The sequence below is a fragment of the Flavobacterium olei genome (assembly GCF_039749035.1).
Lineage (GTDB): Bacteria > Bacteroidota > Bacteroidia > Flavobacteriales > Flavobacteriaceae > Flavobacterium > Flavobacterium olei.
Map to the genome: position 1 here is coordinate 303,165 of NZ_JBDKWC010000001.1, position 20,690 is coordinate 323,854.

The window sequence follows — 20,690 nt, forward strand, 5'->3', positions numbered from 1 at the left end:
TTATTATTTTAAATCTTTGGGGAAAATTGTTTTATGTGTTTTGCCTTTACTGATAGTGTCCCAACTCTCGGCATCAAATTGCAATGAAACAAAGCCGGACGTGGGTACATTCTCTATAAAAACATCCCCAAATTTATTAACAAAATTTGTAATAGCCTCGTTATGTCCGAAAAGAATAACGCTTTCGAAACTATTATCACATGATTTGATAACTTTTTCCAGTTGTTTTTCGTCAAAAGTATAAAGATCGTCTTTGTAAATAATACTCTCAATAGGATACGAAAGATTTTGTGCAAATATCAAGGCTGTCTCTGAAGCTCTGGCGGCAGGACTGCTCCAGATTATGAAAGTTTTCGGAAGATAATCTGATATATGTAATGATACATCATGTGCAGCCAGAATTCCTCTTTTCATCAAAGGGCGATCGAAATCTTTTAGCGGTGCTTCCCAGCTGGATTTGGCATGACGTATTAAAATGAGATTTTTCATAAGCTTCAATTTTTTAATATCCTGATACGGAAATTATTCAAGTTCTAATTTACAAAAGTTATTTTAAACGCTTTCCTTTTTTTAATTCTGTTAACACTAAATCAAAATTTTAACAGGAATGTATAAGTCTGAACTAGTCTGTATAACAAAACAATCAAAATCTGAAAAATGTTGTTCCTGTACTTCATCTATGAAATGAGTACTTAGTCGAGGTTTTCTAATTTTATAGATTTTTAACTAAAACACTGAATATTAACCACTTAAAAAGTTTAAAAAGTTCTTGTTTTAAAACAAAAATCAAATAATTAAGATAAAATTTTGATAGTCTTTTTGTTAAAAAATGTTCTTTTAGACGGAATTTTTTGCTAAAAAAGAACACTTCAACGAGTTTTTAGGTTAGTTACAGATAAAAAATTTAATTCGAAAAAGTCTCGTATAACTTTGATTTTGTTAAAATTCCATAAACATTTAAAATCAGATATTAAGATATGAGAACTAAATCTACTCTTGAAAAAGCAGTAAAATTTGTTTCAAATTGTAAGTACATTTTTTCTTTTAAAAAGAACATCTTTCAAAAAAACACTTTTTTCATTTTGTTATTTCTATTAACTGCAAATGTATTCAGTCAGACTGAAAATGTAGATTTATATATAGCAAATCTGGAAAATTCCGGTCAGATTGCACGACGAGATCAGCTTAAACATCTTTTATACGGTTTACAGTCTGCTGTTTATTCTTCACCTAATGGAGAAATTAAAGTTTATGGAGAAAAACCTACTGCACTTTTTTCGAGTATCCAATCAATCAATACTCTCAATTTATCTGCCCACTCAAAAAAAGACATCCAAATTGTTACTATAAAAATTGACAGCACTTCCGATTTAAATCAATCAATAGATCTAAACGCCTTTTCTGATTTCGAAAATCTCAAATACATTTTTATTATTTCTCAGGTTCCGACAACTGCCTCTGTCATTAATAATTTAATTAAAAATGACTCTTCAAAGTACACTCTAATGTATAAAATTTCTATTGGCGGATAATTAAAAGCTCTTATTATGAAAAAAAAATACTCTCCATATTTTGTGTTTTACGCCCTTTCTATGCTCTTATGCGGATTTTCTTTTACAGCAAACTCACAAGTAATTGTTCCGTTTAAAGAAAGAACTTCTTCGTATTCACCCATTAAAACGAATTATAAAATTAAAGGCAATTTTACAATGATGGGGAACACAAACCTGACTTTGCAAAATTATGATATACATGAAACCAATGGCCCTAATCCGATGGTATACGTTGATGTAGATAATGATTCTCAAACTATTAATTCTTCATCTTCAACTTTAGATCTCCCAGATGATAATGGCACAAAATTAACCAGTTGCTATACTATCGTTTATGCGGGTTTATACTGGACAGGCAGGGTTACGGACGATGCCATTAGTCCCAACTCTTTTGATGTAACCAAAAACGGGATAACCACAAACTTAGATAAAAGAAAAATTTTATTTAAAGGACCTAATGAAAATTCATACGATGAGTTTACGGCTACAGAAATTCATTTCCCTACAAATTCTGACCTCAATATGTATACCGCTTACGCTGAAGTTACAGATTATGTGCGAAAAAATGGCGTTGGCGATTATTTTGCAGCCAATATTGCGGTAACTGAAGGCACTGATGGTGGCGCAATTGGAAAATATGCCGGTTGGGGATTGGTAGTTGTTTACGAAAATTCTAAAATGAAAAACAGAGACATCACCGTTTTTGATGGTCATGCATTTGTACAAAACAATATAACGGCCAGTCATACTTTTCCTGTTTCGGGATTTAACTCGGTTACTTCGGGCCCAGTCGGAATTAAATTGGGAGTTATGGCAGGAGAAGGCGATATTAATTATGATGGTGATTATTTTCAAATTGAAAAATTGAACACCAATAACTTTTTGAGTTTGAGTCGTCCTGGAAATTCAACTAATAATTTCTTCAATTCGACTATTAATACCGGAGGAAATAACCGAAATCCAAATTTAGCTAATAATTCGGGTATTGATATCAGCATGTTTGATCTTCCGAATACGAACAAGGATATTATTGGAAATAATCAGACTTCGACGACTTTTAGATACGGATCTACTGTCGATACGTACGTTATTTTTTCGATTGTAATGGCAATAGATGCCTATGTTCCCGAAATAGAAGGTGTTCTTTCTGCGACAACTGTTAATGGAAATCCTGCTGGTGCGGGTCCGTATACGGTAATGCCTGGTCAGGAACTTGGTTATAAAGTTCAGATCAAAAACAGCGGAACTGAAGCTGTACAGAATAGTAGAATTGTGATTCCAATTCCGTACAACGCTTCTTTTATTGCCGGAAGTTTAGCCGGAACCGTCAATTTTTCTCCATTGCCTTCACCAAACTCTTTAACTTATGAACCAACAATTGGTGCCAATGGTTCTATTGTTTGGGAAATTGGTACTTTACCATTACCTGCTGATCCAAATACTGTTTTAGCAGAGATGACATTTACCTTTAAATCGACAGAGAATTGTGCACTCCTTAAAAATTCAGGCTGCAGCAATCTCATTCAGGTTGGTGGTAGTTTAAGCGGTCAGGGAACTATTTCTACTGTTAACGTAACCGACAAACCTTTAATTTTAGGTTTTACATCATCTGGAAACTGTCAGGGCACATCGATTGCAGGTCCGCTTTCAACAACCATAGATTCCGCCAATTATACGAATGTCAATTGTCAGGCCATTTCTCCGATGATTTCGTTTACTTTTTGTAATCTCAATTCCTCCATTCCAATTACAGATGTAACGGGTTCATTTCCTTCTGGTTCTACGTTTTATAACGCTTATCCTGTAGTTTCAGGAACTACAACACAGTATAATATAAATAATCCATTTCCGGCTACGGTGGGGAAATCCACATATTATGCAATTCCTCCCGGAGCTGCTGCCGGATGCTATTTTGAATTTACGATCACTATCGAAAGCATCACCAGTACTCCGGTGGTAGAAAGTCCGATCAATTATTGTGTAGGCGATACTGCATTACCCTTAACTGCGACTCCAACAAAACCTGAATATGTTTTATATTATTATGAAACCGAAACATCGACAGGGCAACAATCCATTACACCTTCATCTACAACTGCCGGTCAGTTTACTTATTATGTGGCCGAAGGAAAAACGAATGCCTGTATTGGCCCTAAAAAAGCCATTGTAGTAAATATAAATGCCAAACCAACTGTTACAATAACCAATCCACTTCCTGTTTGTGCACCAGCGTCTTCTGCAGATTTAACTGCTGCAAATATCACCGCTGGAAGCACAACCGGGTTAACCTTTACGTATTGGAGTGATGCTGCTGCAACAATTCCATACGCAGATTTTACTGCTGCCCTTCCCGGCACCTATTACATAAAAGGGACAAATGCATCAAATTGTTACGATATTAAACCGGTCGTAATCACCAAAAGTACAATTGAAATTACAGAATTAACCTCTTCTCATACTGATGTAAAATGTTTTAATGCCTCTACAGGAGCTATTACAATTAACAATGCGTCAGGCGGAGTTGCTCCCTACATTTATTTCTGGACAAAAAATGGATCTGCTTATGCCAGTAATTCTCAGAACTTAACCAATTTAGGATTTGGCGTTTATGAAGTAACCGCATCAGATGCAAACGGCTGTCAGGGAACTTTAATTATCTCTATTTTACAACCTAATGAAGTTTTATCTGTAAGTGCTTCTCAAACAGATGTAACTTGCGGCGGTGGCAATGATGGCTCTGCAACAGTAATCGTTGCCGGAGGAACTGCAGGATATACCTATTCATGGAATACAAATCCGGTTCAGAACACTTCTCAGGCTACAAACCTTACAGCAGGTAATTATACAGTTACGGTTACGGATGCCAATGGATGTACCATTTCTGAGTCGTTTACAATTTTAGATGGAGATTTGGTTAAACCGATTATCAATCCGTTACCTCAGGTTACTGTTATTAATTGTCCTGAAGAGCCCGTTTTTGAACAGGCTATGGCGACAGATAATAGTGACACTATTTCTACTTTGACTTATATCGATAACGTTGTCCAGGGAAATTGCCCCAATTCATACACCAAAACCAGAACCTGGACTGCAGAAGATTCCTGTGGAAATATTTCGCTTCCCGCCAGCCAGACCATTATCGTACAGGACATCTCTGCGCCCGTTTGGCTGACTCCAACCGCATCTTTAGACAAAACAATAGAATGCAGCGATGCAAATGCGCTGACTCAGGCTCAGGCATTATTTCCAACTGCTTCAGATTCCTGTGATAGTGATGTCACAAACATTACAAAAATAAGTGGTTCATTTGTCGCTTCTGCAGATTGTAGCACTACGGGAACTTATACCAATACATGGACGGTAACGGACGATTGCGGAAATCTCTCTGATGCATTCACGCAGGTAATCTCTATTCAGGATACCACTATGCCGGTATTTACAGGAAATCTTCCCATGGATATTGAGGTATCATGTGATGCAGTTCCTGAACCTGCAGAGGTGCACGCTAGTGATAATTGCAGTGATAATCTTCCAATTGTATTTTCAGAAGTAAAATCTAATATTCAAAATGGCTGTATGTCTAATTATACGTTAACCCGTAATTGGAAAACCAGCGATTGTGCCGGAAATACTGCTTCTTATACTCAGATTATTACTGTGAAAGATACACAAGCTCCTACCGGAACTGCATCCGCGAATGTAATGAATTTAGGCAGTATTGATTTGATTCCAATTGGAAATCCTGCAGACATTACAGATGCCGCCGATAATTGCAGTCCAATAGTAAATATTACGGTAACAGATTCTAATAATGGATGTGATGGAAACTTCTACATCTTAACCAGAACTTACACTTTAACCGATTGTGCCGGCAATAAGACAGAACTTGTTCAGACCTTTAGTGTAGATTGTAAAGTTCGCAAAAGCATTGTTGCAAATGATGATACTGCCGGACCAATTGCCGGTGAAAATCACATTACTGCAAATGTCTTAAATGTGTTTTCAAATGACACTTTGGATGGTGCAGCAATAACAAAATCTGATGTTATTTTAACGACAGTCACACCAAATACCTATTTGCAATTAAATCCGGATGGTTCGGTAGATGTATTGCCAAATGCACCAGTTGGAACATTAACAATGGTATATCAAATTTGTGAAGCAGCCCAAACAGATAACTGTGATACTGCAACTGTTTCCATTACAATCGAAGCGCCAAAAATGACCGTTACCGCTACAGCTATTTGTGTTAATGATGTTCCATATGTTGATTACGTGGTCACTCCAATAAATTTCACTCCTGTGAATGGTGTAACAATTTCGTGGGCAGACAATGCAAACAACATCATTACAACTTCTGCAGATTTACCTTTGAAAGGCAGAATATTATGGCCAGGAGCAATTGTTGATGGAAATGGAAAAGGAATTGACTGGCCGGGATGGATTTTTGAAGACAATAAATGGATTCAGGGTGCTGACGGATTTGAAAAATTACGTCCAACTGCTAATCTAATTGTGACTTTAAATCCGAGTGAGACTGTTATCGTTACTTATCCTCCTTCAGATCCCTATTGCACCGCAAAACCCACATTTGCAATTGTGGCCAATGATGATAATCCTGCGCCAGTTAACGGACTTACAGGAGCCAACAACATCATAAATGTTTTGACTAATGATATCCTAAACGGTACTGCAGTAAATATAAATGATGTTACACTGTCAGTTACTATTCCAGATCCAAAAGGTGTTATAACATTAAATCCTGATGGTTCTGTAAATGTTGCGCCCAATACACCTGCAGGCACTTACTCTTTAACTTACCAAATTTGCGAAAAGGCAGACTTTGGAAACTGTGATACCGCAGTTGTTACCGTAATCGTAAATTCACCGGCTCCTCCAACTCCAGTTGTTGCAAATGATGATAATTACAATATTATGGGCTGTAATGCTTTCGGAATAGTGGGTAATGTTTTCGGTAATGATTTTAAAGGAACAAGTCCGGCAACATTACAGCTCGTAGACTTGACGCTTCTTAACGAAGATAATAGTTTTAAAACAGATCCTAATATTACTATTGACAACTCCGGAAATGTAACTGTTTCAGGATTGACGCCACCGGGAACTTATACTTACAGTTACAGGATCTGCGATAAATTAAGTGCCGATAACTGTGATACCGCAATTATTACCATTACGGTTCCTGCAAATGGAAGTACTGAATTTGCCAGTACAGCCTGTACAGATGATTCTACTCTCATCAATTTAACAGAGTTACTTCCCGAGGGAAGTCCGTTAAACGGAAAATGGCTGGATAAGAGCAACAGTAATACACTTCAGGGCAATATTTTTAATCCTTTTGGATTAGCATTGGGCAATTACGCATTTGAATATACGATTACAGATGAAAATTGTCCCCGAAAAATCATTCTTAATATGGAAGTAAACAACGACTGTAAAGTTTTAGCCTGCGGAAATCTATTAGCACATAATGCATTCACACCTAATGGTGATGGATTGAACGATAATTTTGAAATTGATAACATCAATGATTTAACCTGCTATCCTGAAAATACAGTAGAAATATATAATCGCTGGGGAATTTTAGTTTTCGAAACCAAAAATTATAATAACAATACAAACGCTTTCGACGGAACCTCCAGAGGAAGAACAACCGTTAAACAATCTGACGGACTGCCAACAGGAACCTATTATTATATTATCAATTACAAATCTTTAGATGGAAATAACAATGTTCAGGATAATAATCTAAACGGTTATTTATACCTGTCCAAATAAAAACCATCGAAATCTGATCCATTTTAAATAAGATAATTGAATGATTTTAAAACTTAAGATCACTACAATTATTTGAATCACAAAATATCTACTATGAGAACAATATTATTTTTATTCGTCATTTTGTTAGTTACCTATTCCGGACATGCGCAGCAAGATGCGCAGTTTACCCAGTATATGTACAATACAATCAATATAAATCCTGCCTATGCCGGTTCCCGTGGCGCTTTGAGTGTATTTGCCTTACACCGTGATCAATGGATAGGATTAGACGGAGCTCCGAAAACAAATGCCATTTCTGTAAATACTCCGATTAACAACAGTAATGTGGGACTTGGCGTATCATTAGTTAATGATAAAATCGGACCTACCACAGAAAATCAGTTTTCCGTTGATCTTTCTTATACTATTCCAACATCAGATAATTGGAAACTTTCTTTTGGTATAAAAGGTTCTGCTAACATCTTCAATCTTGATGTAAGCAAATTAAATCCGGCAGATCAGGGCGATCCGCAATTTCAAAATCTCGAAAACGACTTTTCTCCTAATGTCGGTGCCGGTATTTATTGGCATTCTGATAAGGCATACATCGGATTATCCGTTCCTAACTTCATTCAGACAAACCGTTATAACGATAATGATGTGGCTATTTATAAAGACCAGATCAACTATTATTTAATGGGTGGTTATATTTTTGATTTTTCTCAGGAAATAAAATTCAAACCTGCCGTTTTAACCAAAATTGTTGAAGGTGCTCCACTTCAGGTAGATGTATCGGCGAATTTTCTATTTTTTGAAAAACTGACATTGGGAGTTGCCTACCGTTGGGATGCTGCCGTAAGTGCAATGGCAGGATTTCAACTTACAGATGCCATGTATATTGGTTATGGGTATGATAACGAAACAACTCAATTAAGGAAATACAATTCGGGCTCGCATGAAATTTTTCTGCGTTTTGAATTATTCAAAAATAATAGCAAAATGACAACACCTCGTTTCTTCTAAAAAAAATATCATGAAAAACTTTACTCTTCTTTTCCTCCTTATTTTAAGCGTTTCTACACAAAAAAATTATGCACAACAGACAAAAGTAAATTCAGGGGACAAAAAATATGACAGTTATGCCTACGTAAACGCGATTAAAACCTATGAAAAAGTAGCCAATAAAGGGTATAAATCTGAAGACATGTTTAAAAAACTGGGCAACTCTTATTATTTCAATTCTGATTTCAACGGAGCTGCAAAATGGTACGGCGAATTATTTGCAATGAACAGCACTGTTGAAGCTGAATATTACTACAGATACGCACAGTCATTAAAATCCATTGGTCAGACCGCTAAGGCTAATACGTTATTAGACGAATTTTACAGTAAATCAAAAAATGATACCCGAGCCAAATTATATAAAGAAGATGTAAATTATCTGGACGAGATAAAGGCCAATTCCGGAAGATATAAAATTGAAGATGCCGGAATAAACAGTAAATACTCCGACTACGGAAGTTTTACTGCTAACAACAAAATCTATTTTGCCTCAGCAAGAGATACCGGAAATTTTTCGCAGCGCAAACATACCTGGACGGGCGAATATTTTACTAATATCTACAATGCCGACCTTGATCCCGAAACGGGAAGTGCGCTTAAAGTAAACAAGTTTAAATCTGCTATAAATACAAAATTCCATGAAGCCTCGCCCGTTTTTACCCAGGACGGAAAAACAGTTTATTTTACGAGAAATAACTTTGTTAATGGAAAAAAAGGGAAAAATGACAATAAAGTAACTTTAATTAAAATTTACAAAGCCACTTTAGGAATCGATAATAAATGGGGCAACATACTGGAACTGCCTTTCAACAGCGATAATTACAGTACTGCACATCCAGCGTTGAGTCCTGATGAAAAAACATTGTATTTTACTTCTGATATGCCGGGAACCATCGGACAATCTGATTTATACAAAGTCAGTATTAATTCAAATGGCGGCTATGGAACACCCGAAAACCTCGGAAATACTATTAATACCGAAGGCAAAGAAACCTTTCCTTTTGTAACCAATGAAAATGAAATTTATTTCTCTTCTGACGGACATCCCGGTTTAGGAGGATTAGATGTATTTGTCGCGAATATTGACAATGAAGGCAAAGTCAGCAACATACAAAATGTTGGAGCTGATGTTAATTCTCCTAAGGATGATTTTGCTTATAGCATTGATCCCGTTTCCAGAAGAGGGTATTTCAGTTCCAATAAAGACGGCGGACAAGGTTCTGATGATATTTACAAATTTGAGGAAACAAGGAAACTAAAATGTATACAGGAACTTGAAGGGATTATTACAGACTTAGAAACCGGTATTATTCTACCGGGCACAAAAGTGACCTTATATGATAACCAGATGACAGTTAAAAATTCTACAGTCTCAGATGAATCGGGAAAATATTCATTTGCTGTTGAATGTGGTAAAACTTATTTTGTAAGGGCCGAAAAACCAGAATATCAAACTAAAGAAGTAAGTATTACCATTGCAAAATCAAGTGGTAAAACGAATTTGCCTATTGCTCTGGAAAAAGAAAATTGTAAGGTTACAATTGGAGATGATTTAGGTGTTTGTTTTGGAATAAAAATGATTTATTTTGATCTGGATAAATCGAATATCCGAACCGAAGCCGCATTAGATCTTGAGAAAATATTAGTGGTTTTAAATGAAAATCCAACCATGAAAATAGATATCCGATCTCATACAGACAGCAGAGCAACAAAGAAATACAATAAATCCTTATCTGATCGAAGAGCAAAATCAACAATTCAATGGTTAATTAAAAACGGAGTAGCTCCAAATCGCTTAACAGGAAAAGGTTATGGTGAAACACAATTAGTAAACAAATGTTCAGACGGCGTTGCTTGCAGCGAATCACAACATCAGGAAAATCGTCGAAGCGAATTTATTATTACTGCTTTATAAATTAAAGCAGAACGTAGTATTGCTTAAAAACTGCCTAAAATTTAGGCAGTTTTTCTATTATTTTTAATTATTAACTTTGTAAAAAAGAAAGATCAAAATGGTTAAATCATTTTTTTTATTCCCGGGCAATTTTTTTACCTGTAATTTTTTCCAGTTCGGTATACATATCTTCTTCTGATAATGGCTGAAGTTTAGGATGATTTCGAAGCCATTCTGCATTTAATTGAACAATATCTTCGTCTAAGGAATAAAATGAGCTATTTCTTAATTGTTCCCTTGTTGGATTTGGACCAAAATAATCTCTTTCTAAAAAGGCATTTAATTTCTCTTCACCAAGCTCATAAACTTTTAAGCTTTGTTCTTTAAAAAGTTCCAGATTTTTATGTGCGCCCATTTTCTCCAGCCCTTTTATAATAATCTCATTTAAACTTTCATTCCACTTTGAATTCCATACAAATTGAGAAAAATTTCCGTTTTTGTATTGTGCTGTATAATAATCAACATAATAACTTGCCAAGGCATCTTCATTAATATCATTTTCATCAACATCTTCTTGCAATAAAAGATTAGTTACTGAAATATTAGAGCTTATGATATAATATACATCACTACTCTCAAATGAATTTTTTGACACAATAATTTTATCTATTTTCATAACTGTTTGTTTAAAACGTAAACATAAGAATAAGCTACATATAAATATGTTTTAAGTTTTTTAAATATCTGTCCCAAAGTCTAAAAATAAAAAGTCGTCGCAACTCAAAGAACTGCAACGACTTCTAAAAAACCAACCTGTTCAATTACTTTCTAAATTTTGGCAAAAATATTAGTGTAGTACTTTTTGCCTGTCGCCGGATCTGTGGAAACAGATAATCCGAAATGCGTATAATCACCTTCGATATTTTCTTTGTGTCCCGGACTATCCAGCCATGCTTTTACAGCTGCCTCTGGAGTTTTATAATTATAAGCCACGTTCTCGCCTACTTTTATAGCTCCTAAAACCTGCATAATATTTTTTGATCTTTCAGCAAAATCATTGTGATTCACCACATTATTGGCTATCATATATAAATTATGTTCTTCACATTTGTATGATATATGATTTATTTGTTCCAAAGTTTTCAAACCAATACTCAAACGGTATTCGTTTATTAACCTCATAGTTTCGATCTCTGTATCGTTGTAAGTATAATTGGAAACAAGCGCTTTGACAGAAGTATTATCCACGCTTCCTTCTACAGTATCGGCAGAACATGAGTTCATTGCGATCAGAATCGCAATGAACAACATGATGCGCATAATCTTTTTCATAATCAACAGCATTTTAGCGGTTTAAAGTAGATGTTGGGGCAAATCCTTTAAATTTATTTTTGAATAATTTCGTCTAATTTTCTGTGTCAAACATATTCAATTGGTCGCTAAACTACAAATATAATCGATGAAATGCATTAAGTTTTTTCAGATAAATATAAAAATCTTACAAATCAGGAAGATAATCGTTCAATTTTCCATGAAAAATCAGATTGACTGGTATAACGTATCCTGTCATGGAGTCTGTTCGCTCTTCCCTGCCAAAATTCTACCTGTAACGGTGTAACAATATATCCTCCCCAATTTTCGGGTCTCGGGATTGCTTTTCCTTCAAAATCTGCTTCTAACTTTTTTAAACTATCTTCTAAAAAAGTCCTGGACGGAATCACGTCACTTTGGTTCGAAACAATAGCACCCAGTTTACTTCCGTCAGGACGGGAATCAAAATAATTGTCGGATATAATTTCAGATGTCTTCTGAGCTATTCCCTTAATAATTACCTGACGTTCCATTTCCTGCCAGAAAAAAGAAAGACAAACATGCGGATTGGCTTCTATTGCTTTTCCTTTTTCAGAATTATAATTGGTATAAAAAATAAATCCTTCTTCAGAGAATTTCTTTAAAAGCACCACACGTGATTTTGGAAATCCGTCAAGGCCAATAGTAGATACGGTCATGGCATTAACTTCTCCGCTTCCGTCGAAATCCTCCACTTCATGAAACCAACGATTAAAAAGATTAATCGGATCTTCCGGAATGTTGCTTTCCAGTAATTCACTCTTCTCGTACGATTTTCTATAATTGCTTAAATCACTCATTTTTTAGATTTTTAGACTTCTTAGATAGTTAGACATCTTAGAGGTTTGTTTTTTTTACATTTTATCTTTAAGGTTACAAAATCTAGTAGATTAGCACCTTAGAATCTTAGTTTCTTTAAAAATCAAAAGAAAGTCCGTCATCTCCCAATAGGACATTCGGAAAAATGGTTTCTGCTTCCCTTTTAAAAAGTTCAATTCCGTCGTAACGCGTAGAATAATGACCTAAAATTAGCTTTTTAACATTGGCTTTTAAAGCAATAGTTGCAGCTTCTTTTGCTGTTGAATGCAATGTTTTTTGTGCTAAGGCAGCTTCAGAATCTAAAAAGGTAGATTCATGATATAGAATATCAACATTCTGAATAACAGGAATTATTTCTTCATTATAAACGGTATCCGAACAGAAAGCATAACTTTTTGGCGGCTCGGGATCAAAAGTCAGTTTTTCGTTTTCAACAACAGTTCCGTCATCGAGCGTTACGTTACCGCCGTTTTTAATCTTCTGATAATAAGCGATATGAATATTATATTGCTGCACAGCTTCTATATTCAGTTTTCTTTCAGCAGGTTTTTCCTGAAATAAATATCCGTTTGTGTAAACACGATGTTTTAGCGGAATCGTTTTTACAATTACTTTGGCATCTTCAAAAATCACTTCACTGTTTTTCGATTCCAATTCATGGAAAAAAAGACTGTAAGTTGTCCAGGATTCTGTCAGTTTCAATTGAAGAAGAATTAATTCCTTTATTCCTTTTGGACCATAAACGTGTAAATCTGTCGTTCTTCCCAAAAGGGAAAAGGTAGAAATTGTTCCAATTAATCCATATAAATGATCTCCATGGAGATGGGAGATAAAAATTTGATTAATTTTAGAAAATTTGATTTTATTTTTGCGTAGCTGAACCTGAGTTCCTTCGCCACAATCAATTAAAAATAATCGGTTTCTAATTTCTAAAACCTGCGAAGTCGGATTCGTAAGCGTTCTGGGAGTTGCGGCATAACAGCCAAGTATCGTTAATTTCAATTGTTTATTCGTTTATTTGGTAAATCGTTTAATCGTTCAAAATTAAATCAAAATCGATTAAACGGTTAAACGAATAAACCAATATTTAAAATCCTAAATCTCTTTCGATTTCTTCCATCTCAATAATGTCGTGCGCCTCCAAAAGAGAAGGAACAACGGCTAATTTATCTGAAATAGCATTAAAATCAAGATCTGAAGCCACAATTACAAATGATTTTTTTGCTTTTTTATGAACTTTAGAAAGCGGTAAAAAAAGTTTCAAATCGTTTTCTGTCACCGAAGCATCCGCTGTCAAATCGATTATAATATTTTGTTTTTCAAAGGTTTTAAACTGCTGTGTTACTTTTTCAACAAAAGCAGTCACATCTCCCTGAGTATCTTTTATTGTAGTGGTATGTCCTTTTTGATCTACTTTCATTTTTTAAAATTATGGGGCTTATATAAAAATTGATTCCTAAGAGCTAAGGTACGAAGTTTTTTTACTTTTTTGTTTCAGGTTTTTTTAGTTTCAGGTTTCAGGTTGAATACTATTGTCCGTCTGTGCAAAGTAGTTTACACAACTTTAAACTTAAACCTGAAACAAAATTTATTGAATTTTAGACGCCAAAAGATAAATAACTGCCATTCTGATTGCTACACCGTTTTCTACCTGATTCAAAATTACAGATTGACCGGAGTCCGCAACCTCAGAAGTAATCTCCACTCCCCTGTTGATTGGTCCCGGGTGCATGATGACGATTTCTTTGCCAAGAGAATCCAAAAGTGGTTTGTCTACACCGTATTGCTGTGCATATTCGCGTGTTGAAGGGAAGAAATTAACATCCATACGTTCATTTTGTACACGAAGCATATTGGCCACATCACACCATTCCAAAGCTTTTCTAAGATTGGGTTCAACCGTAACTCCTAAAGATTCAATATACCTCGGAATCAGTGTTTTGGGCCCGCAAACTTTTACTTCTGCGCCCTGTAGCTGCAAAGCATATATATTAGAAAGTGCCACTCTTGAGTGCAGAACATCACCTACAATAACTACTTTTTTTCCGGCTACATCGCCCAATTTTTCGCGAATTGAATAACTATCCAGTAAAGCCTGCGTTGGGTGTTCGTGCGCTCCGTCTCCGGCATTTACGATACTTGCTTTGACATTTTTGGATAAAAAATAAGCCGCTCCGGGATTGGAGTGGCGCATTACAACCATGTCAACTTTCATGGAAAGGATATTATTAACAGTATCAATCAGGGTCTCTCCTTTTTTAACCGATGACTGAGCCGCAGAAAAACTGATTACATCAGCAGATAAACGTTTCTGCGCTAATTCGAAAGAGAGTTTCGTCCTTGTACTGTTTTCGAAAAAGATATTGGCAATGGTTATATCTCGTAATGAAGGAACTTTTTTAATAGGTCGGTTAATGACTTCTTTAAAATGATCTGCCGTTTCAAAAATCAGGTTAATATCATTCTCATTGATATATTTTATTCCTAATAAATGATTTACGCTTAATTCTTTCATCTTTATTGTTTAATTGTTTATTTGTTGAATCGTTTAATCGTTTGCTTTGCGATTAAACAGTTAAACGATTTAACGGTTAACCTATTTTTATAATTTTTAAATTGAGTAATCGAAATGAATCGATTAAACAATTAACCGATTAAACGATTAACCAAATTTAATTTGTCACTAAATGAACCACATCTTCACCATCATTTTCTTTCCAGCTCACAATTACTTTTTCGCCGTTAATAGCATCTACCTGACGACCGCGATAATCGGGCTGAATGGGTAAATGACGGCTGAAACGTCTGTCAATCAAAACTAATAATTCGATTTCTGAAGGTCGCCCAAAAGACTGAATCGCTGTTAACGCCGAGCGAATGCTTCTTCCCGTAAACAATACATCATCAATAAAAATGACTTTTTTGTCTTCGACTATAAAATTGATTTGGGTTTTATTGGCTTCAAGCGGTTTTTCGGTACGACGAAAATCATCTCTGAAGAAAGTAATGTCCAGATATCCCAAGGAAATTTCAGGAACCTTATATTCGTTTTCTAATATTTGTTTTAAACGTTCAGCTAAAAAAACACCGCGAGGCTGAATTCCCACCAAAATAGTATTCGAAAAATCTAAGTGTTTCTCAATTAACTGACAAGCCAAACGATGGAGTATGATAGTAACTTCTTTTGAATTAAGTAATACTTTTTGGCTCATAATAACTGATATATTTAGTTGGGCAAATATACGGAATCAAAATTTATTTGTTGGTCATTGAAAGAGGATTTTATCTCGCCGGGGTATAAAAACATCAAAGCTGTTGTTTTAATTTATAATAAAATATTCGATATTCTTTAATGCTTCTCCAAAATTAAAATCATAATTTTAGCCACTTTATTTAAAATTAAGATTCATCAAAAAACAACTGTCTTACTTCAGAAAAGTAAAGTCAACATTTTTACAATCTCCTTATGATATTAAAACGTAAAATTAAAAATCTCGTAAACAAACTACCTTATGTAAGAACATTGTATAAGCAAAGTTTAAATTCTCATTACCCTAACGGGCATTTTTATTCTCCGGTTATTTCACTTGAAGAGGTTAAGCAAAGAGAAGCTGATATATGGAAAAACACAGAAATTGACGGCATTCCGGGAATTGATTTACGTACCGAAGCGCAAAAAGACCTCATTAAGCAATTTTCTCAATATTATGGTGACATGCCCTTTAAGGCAGAAAAACAGAATGATTTCAGGTATAATTTTGAAAATCCTTACTACTCTTATACCGATGCCATTATCCTATATTCTTTTATAAGACATTTTAAACCAAGAAGAATTATAGAAATTGGTTCCGGTTTTTCATCTGCCGTTATGCTAGATACCAATGAAATTTTCTTTAATAATGAAATCGATCTGACATTTATCGATCCCTATCCTGAAAGACTGGAATCCTTACTAACAAAAGATGACACTGAGAGAACAACATTAATAAAAACCGATGTTCAGGTAATTTCATTAGATGTATTTAAAAAACTCGAATCAGGAGATATTTTATTTATAGACAGTACACATGTGTCCAAAACAGGTAGTGATGTAAATTATATTCTATTTGAAATCTTACCAATTCTTAATCCGGGTGTTTTAATTCATTTCCACGATATTTTTTACCCTTTTGAATATCCTAAGGAATGGGTTTATAAAGGATTTAACTGGAACGAAGATTATATTTTAAAAGCGTTTTTGATGTACAATCAAAAATTTGAAATTAAAGTTTTTTCTGAATACCTACATAAGCATCATAAAGACATCTTTTCACAATTGCCTTTAACCTATTTAAATCCCGGAGGAAATTTATGGATTGAAAAATTAATTTTTAATAAGTAATGGAGTTCGGTATTATTTAAAAGCATACAATTATCAATGAAGTGATTTGTAAATCCAAATCCTAAAACATTTCTCAAAAATTATATAAAACATTTCTCCCCATCCTGAAGTAATTTTATTAAAGCAATTTAAAACAACAAAATCATGCAAAATAAAATACTAAGATTGTTAATGGTATTCGTTATACTGTTTTCATTTACAAGCTGTGAAGTTATTGGAGACATTTTTAAAGCCGGAATGGGCGTTGGAATCTTCATCGTTATATTTATAATCGCTATTGTAATCTGGATCTTTACCCGATTTTTTAAGAGATAAGACATAAAAAAATCCCGTTATTTTCATAACGGGATTTTTTTTTTTTAAAGATTATACATCTTCTTTCTTTGTTCCTGAATCTTTTCATCATCAAGATATTCGTCAAATGTCATGTAACGGTCAATTACTCCGTTTGGTGTTAGTTCTACAATTCGGTTACCAACAGTTTGCGCAAACTCGTGGTCATGCGTTGTAAAAATTACAGAACCTTTAAAGTTTTTCAAAGAGTTATTAAAAGCTGTAATCGACTCCAGATCTAAGTGGTTTGTTGGTTCATCCAGCATTAAAACGTTTGCACGCTCCATCATCATTCTGGATAACATACAACGCACTTTTTCTCCTCCGGATAAAACTCTCGATGTTTTTAAGGCTTCTTCTCCAGAGAAAATCATTTTCCCTAAGAATCCTCTAATAAAAACCTCATCGCGTTCTTCTTCTGTCTTGGCGTATTGACGTAACCAGTCTACTAAAGTTAAATCATTCTCGAAGAAATCATGGTTTTCAGCTGGTAAATAAGCCTGATTGGTTGTAATTCCCCAGTCAAAAGTTCCGGAGTCTGCTTTTTGTTCTCCGTTTAAGATTTCGTAGAAAGCTGTTGTAGCACGTGAATCTTTAGAGAAAAGAACAATTTTGTCGCCTTTTGCCATATTCAAATCAACATCTTTAAACAAAATTTCTCCATCTACAGAAGCTGCTAAATTTTCTACATTCAAAATCTGATCTCCGGCTTCACGATCCTGATCGAAGATAATTGCAGGGTAACGACGGCTGGAAGGTTTGATTTCAGAAATATTCAATTTAGAAATCATTTTTTTACGGGAAGTTGCCTGTTTCGATTTCGCCACGTTGGCGCTAAAACGACGAATAAATTCTTCAAGCTCCTGTTTCTTTTCTTCCGCTTTTTTGTTTTGCTGTGCACGCTGTTTTGCCGCTAATTGACTAGACTCGTACCAGAACGTATAGTTTCCGGAATAGTGATTGATTTTTCCGAAATCAATATCAGAAATATGGGTACAAACCGCATCTAAAAAGTGACGGTCGTGAGAAACTACAATTACAGTGTTTTCATAATTTGCCAGGAAGTTTTCTAACCATGCGATGGTTTCAAAATCCAGGTCGTTGGTTGGCTCATCCATAATCAATACATCAGGATTTCCAAAAAGTGCCTGCGCCAAAAGCACACGAACTTTCATTTTTCCTTCCATATCGGCCATTAAGGTATAATGATGCTCTTCGTTAATTCCTAAGTTAGACAACATCGATGCTGCGTCAGAATCTGCGTTCCAGCCATTCATTTCTTCAAACTGAACCTGAAGTTCACCAATTCTGTCTGCGTTTTTATCGTTGTAGTCTAAATAAAGTTCATCCATTTCTTTTTTAACAGCATACAAAACTTTATTTCCCATTAAAACGGTTTCCAAAACCGTATGTTCGTCGAACATGTTGTGGTTCTGGTTCAAAACCGACATACGTTTTCCCGGCTCCAGGTGAATGTGACCGGAAGTTGGGTCCATATCGCCCGAAATGATTTTTAAGAATGTAGATTTTCCAGCACCATTGGCTCCAATAACGCCGTAAATATTTCCGTGAGTGAATGTGGTATTTACTTCGTCAAACAAAATTCGTTTGCCAAATTGTACTGATAAATTATTGACTGTTAACATGAATGTCTTTTTAATTAATTTGGTGCAAAAGTAGTGAAAAAGGTTCTAAGTTGCAAAGATGCTGAGGTGCTATGTTTTTTTTTGAACCATATAAGTTATATAAGTTCATTTAAAAGAAATGCTAGACGTATTTCGTCTCGCAAAGTCGCTAAGACGCAAAGTTTTTTATTGATTGTCACCCACAGTTTGTCATTTCGACGAAGGAGAAATCTCCGCGAGTAGCTCGACAAGCAAAAGAGCCAATCTTTGTAGAGTTTCTAATGTGATTTATCCTTTCAGACGAAATGAGAAAAACTTAGCGTCTTCGCGTCTTTGCGGGATTCTCTCAATACAAAACTTAAAATTATCTTATATACCTTAAATGGTTTTAAATTTTTTCCAAAGCAACTTCTAAACTTTTATAATTATTTAAAACCTTCGCAATTTTCCCTTCTTTATTAATGATGAAATGGGTTGGGAATGCATTCAATTGCAAAGTAGTATTCATATATTCCTTCATGTTGGGAATAACAGAATAGGACAATGGTTTTCTGGCCAGAAATGTTTTTAATTGTTCGGGAGTATCTTCTGCAAGACTTATAAAAACGATATCTTTTCTGTTTTTGTATTTTTCGACTAATGCGTTTACGGCTGGAAATTCTTTTATACAGGCGGCGCAGTGTATGTACCAACATTTTATTACAATGATTTTTCCTTTCATAGTTTCGTTTGAAACTTCATTTCCGTCTAAATCTTTAAAGGAAAAATGCGGAAAAGGTTTTCCTTCCATTTCATAATTTTTCAAAGCATCAAAAGCTTCCTGATTAATAGTTGCTTTGATACTTGAATCTGATTTTGGCTGGATTTTAAATAATTTATAGTAAACTGAATCCTGAGATTTTAAACGAATTGGAATATAATTTTCGTTTGTTAATGCATTTAGAAATTCTTCCTTTGTCATTTCTTTTGAAGATGCATCAAGAGCTGTAAAATCACTGGAAAGCATTATATTTTTGTTATAAGCAGACCATGTTTCGAATGTTTTCTGAATTTGAATAGGATCTGCATCGGGATTTCCGAATTTTTCCTGACTGAAAGAATTTGTAATTATTAAAAAGAAAACTAAAAAATGGATTGACTTTTTCATTAAATGAAATAAAAATAAATGAGCAGCAAAATTACTCAAAAGTTTATTTAAATCCGGATCTGAAGTTAACTATTCAATTTCCGTAAAAATGAAATATCCATGTAGTATTTCTTTGGATTTACCGGATCAATTAGGACTTTTATTTCTTCTGTCAGAATATAATTTGCCGGATCAAACCAAATATTTTCGCTTTTAAACAAGTGTAATTCGTTTGTTGAGGGATTGAGCCATTGGCTATAAATAACAAACGGACTTCTTCCATTTACTTTGTAACTGGTGTTTAATGCTACATTGTCGAATTTTGTTGTAATTTGTTTTCCATTAAATTTTAAATCGTCAATTCTCTTTTGTTTCATTTTACCTACTAAAATAATGAAGAATCCAATTAAAAAGAAAACGGTTCCAGTAATTCCGAGAATTAAAGTTCCAAGCCACAAAGAAGCAAATCCGTTAATACTTGCATCGTGAGGATTTACCTGATCGTAAAAAATTTCTACGATTTCGCCTTCATTATAACTCGGAGGATTACTGCCTACAGATGAAGTATATTCTATCTGTTTCCCGTTATTTGTTGTAAAAGAAACAACCGGTCTGTAGGTTGTAGATTTATCAGATCTTGAAGCTATTAATTCTATAACGGGCCTTTAGTAGTTACTGCTTTGTCTAAAAAGGTTTGTTTGTCCTGATAAAGAAAAAAGGCACCGCCTAATAAAGCTAAGCCGATAATAGGGAAGATGAATTTTATAAT

17 protein-coding genes and 1 pseudogene are annotated in these 20,690 nt (G+C 34.6%); 6 read left to right on the forward strand and 12 right to left on the reverse strand.

Features of this window, described 5'->3' with window-relative positions; translation table 11 throughout:
- Positions 1–3: 3 nt before the first annotated feature.
- Positions 4–489 carry a SixA phosphatase family protein gene (locus ABEB31_RS01285; protein ID WP_347049515.1) on the reverse strand — a complete coding sequence of 162 codons (486 nt, stop codon included), beginning with the start codon at positions 487–489 and terminating at the stop codon, positions 4–6.
- A 488-nt stretch (positions 490–977) separates the two neighbouring features.
- On the opposite strand from ABEB31_RS01285, the gene ABEB31_RS01290 reads away from it, so the two are divergent.
- From ABEB31_RS01290 to ABEB31_RS01305, 4 genes are all read left to right on the forward strand, one after another.
- Positions 978–1,532 carry a hypothetical protein gene (locus ABEB31_RS01290; RefSeq protein ID WP_347049517.1) on the forward strand — a complete coding sequence of 185 codons (555 nt, stop codon included), beginning with the start codon at positions 978–980 and terminating at the stop codon, positions 1,530–1,532.
- Positions 1,533–1,547: 15 nt separating this feature from the next.
- Positions 1,548–7,349: a T9SS type B sorting domain-containing protein gene (locus ABEB31_RS01295; RefSeq protein ID WP_347049518.1), complete on the forward strand. Its 5,802-nt coding sequence runs from the start codon at positions 1,548–1,550 to the stop codon at positions 7,347–7,349.
- Positions 7,350–7,442: 93 nt separating this feature from the next.
- Positions 7,443–8,354 carry a PorP/SprF family type IX secretion system membrane protein gene (locus ABEB31_RS01300; RefSeq protein WP_347049519.1) on the forward strand — a complete coding sequence of 304 codons (912 nt, stop codon included), beginning with the start codon at positions 7,443–7,445 and terminating at the stop codon, positions 8,352–8,354.
- A gap of 10 nt (positions 8,355–8,364) precedes the next feature.
- Positions 8,365–10,308, forward strand: coding sequence for an OmpA family protein (locus ABEB31_RS01305; protein WP_347049520.1), 1,944 nt, complete (start codon positions 8,365–8,367; stop codon positions 10,306–10,308).
- Between the two features lie 115 nt (positions 10,309–10,423).
- Here ABEB31_RS01305 and ABEB31_RS01310 read toward each other — a convergent pair whose 3' ends face one another.
- The 7 genes from ABEB31_RS01310 to pyrR all read right to left on the reverse strand — a co-directional run bounded on the left by ABEB31_RS01310 (position 10,424) and on the right by pyrR (position 15,668).
- Positions 10,424–10,963 carry a DMP19 family protein gene (locus ABEB31_RS01310; protein WP_347049522.1) on the reverse strand — a complete coding sequence of 180 codons (540 nt, stop codon included), beginning with the start codon at positions 10,961–10,963 and terminating at the stop codon, positions 10,424–10,426.
- 152 nt (positions 10,964–11,115) lie between these two features.
- Positions 11,116–11,619 (reverse strand): CAP domain-containing protein, encoded by a 504-nt coding sequence (locus ABEB31_RS01315; RefSeq protein ID WP_347049523.1) that lies wholly within the window; start codon positions 11,617–11,619, stop codon positions 11,116–11,118.
- A 173-nt stretch (positions 11,620–11,792) separates the two neighbouring features.
- Positions 11,793–12,437: a pyridoxamine 5'-phosphate oxidase gene (pdxH, locus tag ABEB31_RS01320; RefSeq protein ID WP_347049525.1), complete on the reverse strand. Its 645-nt coding sequence runs from the start codon at positions 12,435–12,437 to the stop codon at positions 11,793–11,795.
- 115 nt (positions 12,438–12,552) lie between these two features.
- Positions 12,553–13,458 carry a ribonuclease Z gene (locus tag ABEB31_RS01325; protein WP_347049527.1) on the reverse strand — a complete coding sequence of 302 codons (906 nt, stop codon included), beginning with the start codon at positions 13,456–13,458 and terminating at the stop codon, positions 12,553–12,555.
- An 85-nt stretch (positions 13,459–13,543) separates the two neighbouring features.
- Positions 13,544–13,876: a ribonuclease Z gene (locus ABEB31_RS01330; RefSeq protein WP_347049529.1), complete on the reverse strand. Its 333-nt coding sequence runs from the start codon at positions 13,874–13,876 to the stop codon at positions 13,544–13,546.
- A gap of 168 nt (positions 13,877–14,044) precedes the next feature.
- Complete coding sequence (locus ABEB31_RS01335; protein WP_347049531.1) at positions 14,045–14,971, reverse strand: aspartate carbamoyltransferase catalytic subunit; 927 nt, start codon at positions 14,969–14,971, stop codon at positions 14,045–14,047.
- 157 nt (positions 14,972–15,128) lie between these two features.
- A complete protein-coding gene (pyrR, locus tag ABEB31_RS01340; protein ID WP_347049533.1) occupies positions 15,129–15,668 on the reverse strand; it encodes a bifunctional pyr operon transcriptional regulator/uracil phosphoribosyltransferase PyrR in 540 nt (179 codons plus the stop codon).
- Between the two features lie 254 nt (positions 15,669–15,922).
- Here pyrR and ABEB31_RS01345 point away from each other — a divergent pair, with 254 nt between their 5' ends.
- Entirely contained in the window at positions 15,923–16,837 is a 915-nt protein-coding gene (locus ABEB31_RS01345) for a class I SAM-dependent methyltransferase (protein ID WP_347049535.1), read from the forward strand.
- Between the two features lie 144 nt (positions 16,838–16,981).
- The gene (locus tag ABEB31_RS01350; protein WP_347049536.1) at positions 16,982–17,152 is read left to right on the forward strand and encodes a hypothetical protein; all 171 of its coding nucleotides are present in this window, start codon (positions 16,982–16,984) and stop codon (positions 17,150–17,152) included.
- A 44-nt stretch (positions 17,153–17,196) separates the two neighbouring features.
- Here ABEB31_RS01350 and ABEB31_RS01355 read toward each other — a convergent pair whose 3' ends face one another.
- The 4 genes and pseudogenes from ABEB31_RS01355 to ABEB31_RS21670 form a co-directional block, all read right to left on the reverse strand.
- Positions 17,197–18,816, reverse strand: coding sequence for an ABC-F family ATP-binding cassette domain-containing protein (locus tag ABEB31_RS01355; protein WP_347049538.1), 1,620 nt, complete (start codon positions 18,814–18,816; stop codon positions 17,197–17,199).
- Between the two features lie 367 nt (positions 18,817–19,183).
- Positions 19,184–19,942: a TlpA family protein disulfide reductase gene (locus tag ABEB31_RS01360; protein ID WP_347049540.1), complete on the reverse strand. Its 759-nt coding sequence runs from the start codon at positions 19,940–19,942 to the stop codon at positions 19,184–19,186.
- 65 nt (positions 19,943–20,007) lie between these two features.
- Entirely contained in the window at positions 20,008–20,298 is a 291-nt protein-coding gene (locus ABEB31_RS01365) for a hypothetical protein (protein WP_347049541.1), read from the reverse strand.
- Positions 20,299–20,445: 147 nt separating this feature from the next.
- A pseudogene (locus tag ABEB31_RS21670) lies at positions 20,446–20,577 on the reverse strand (DUF3592 domain-containing protein); the annotation flags it as partial.
- Between the last annotated feature and the right edge of the window lie 113 nt (positions 20,578–20,690).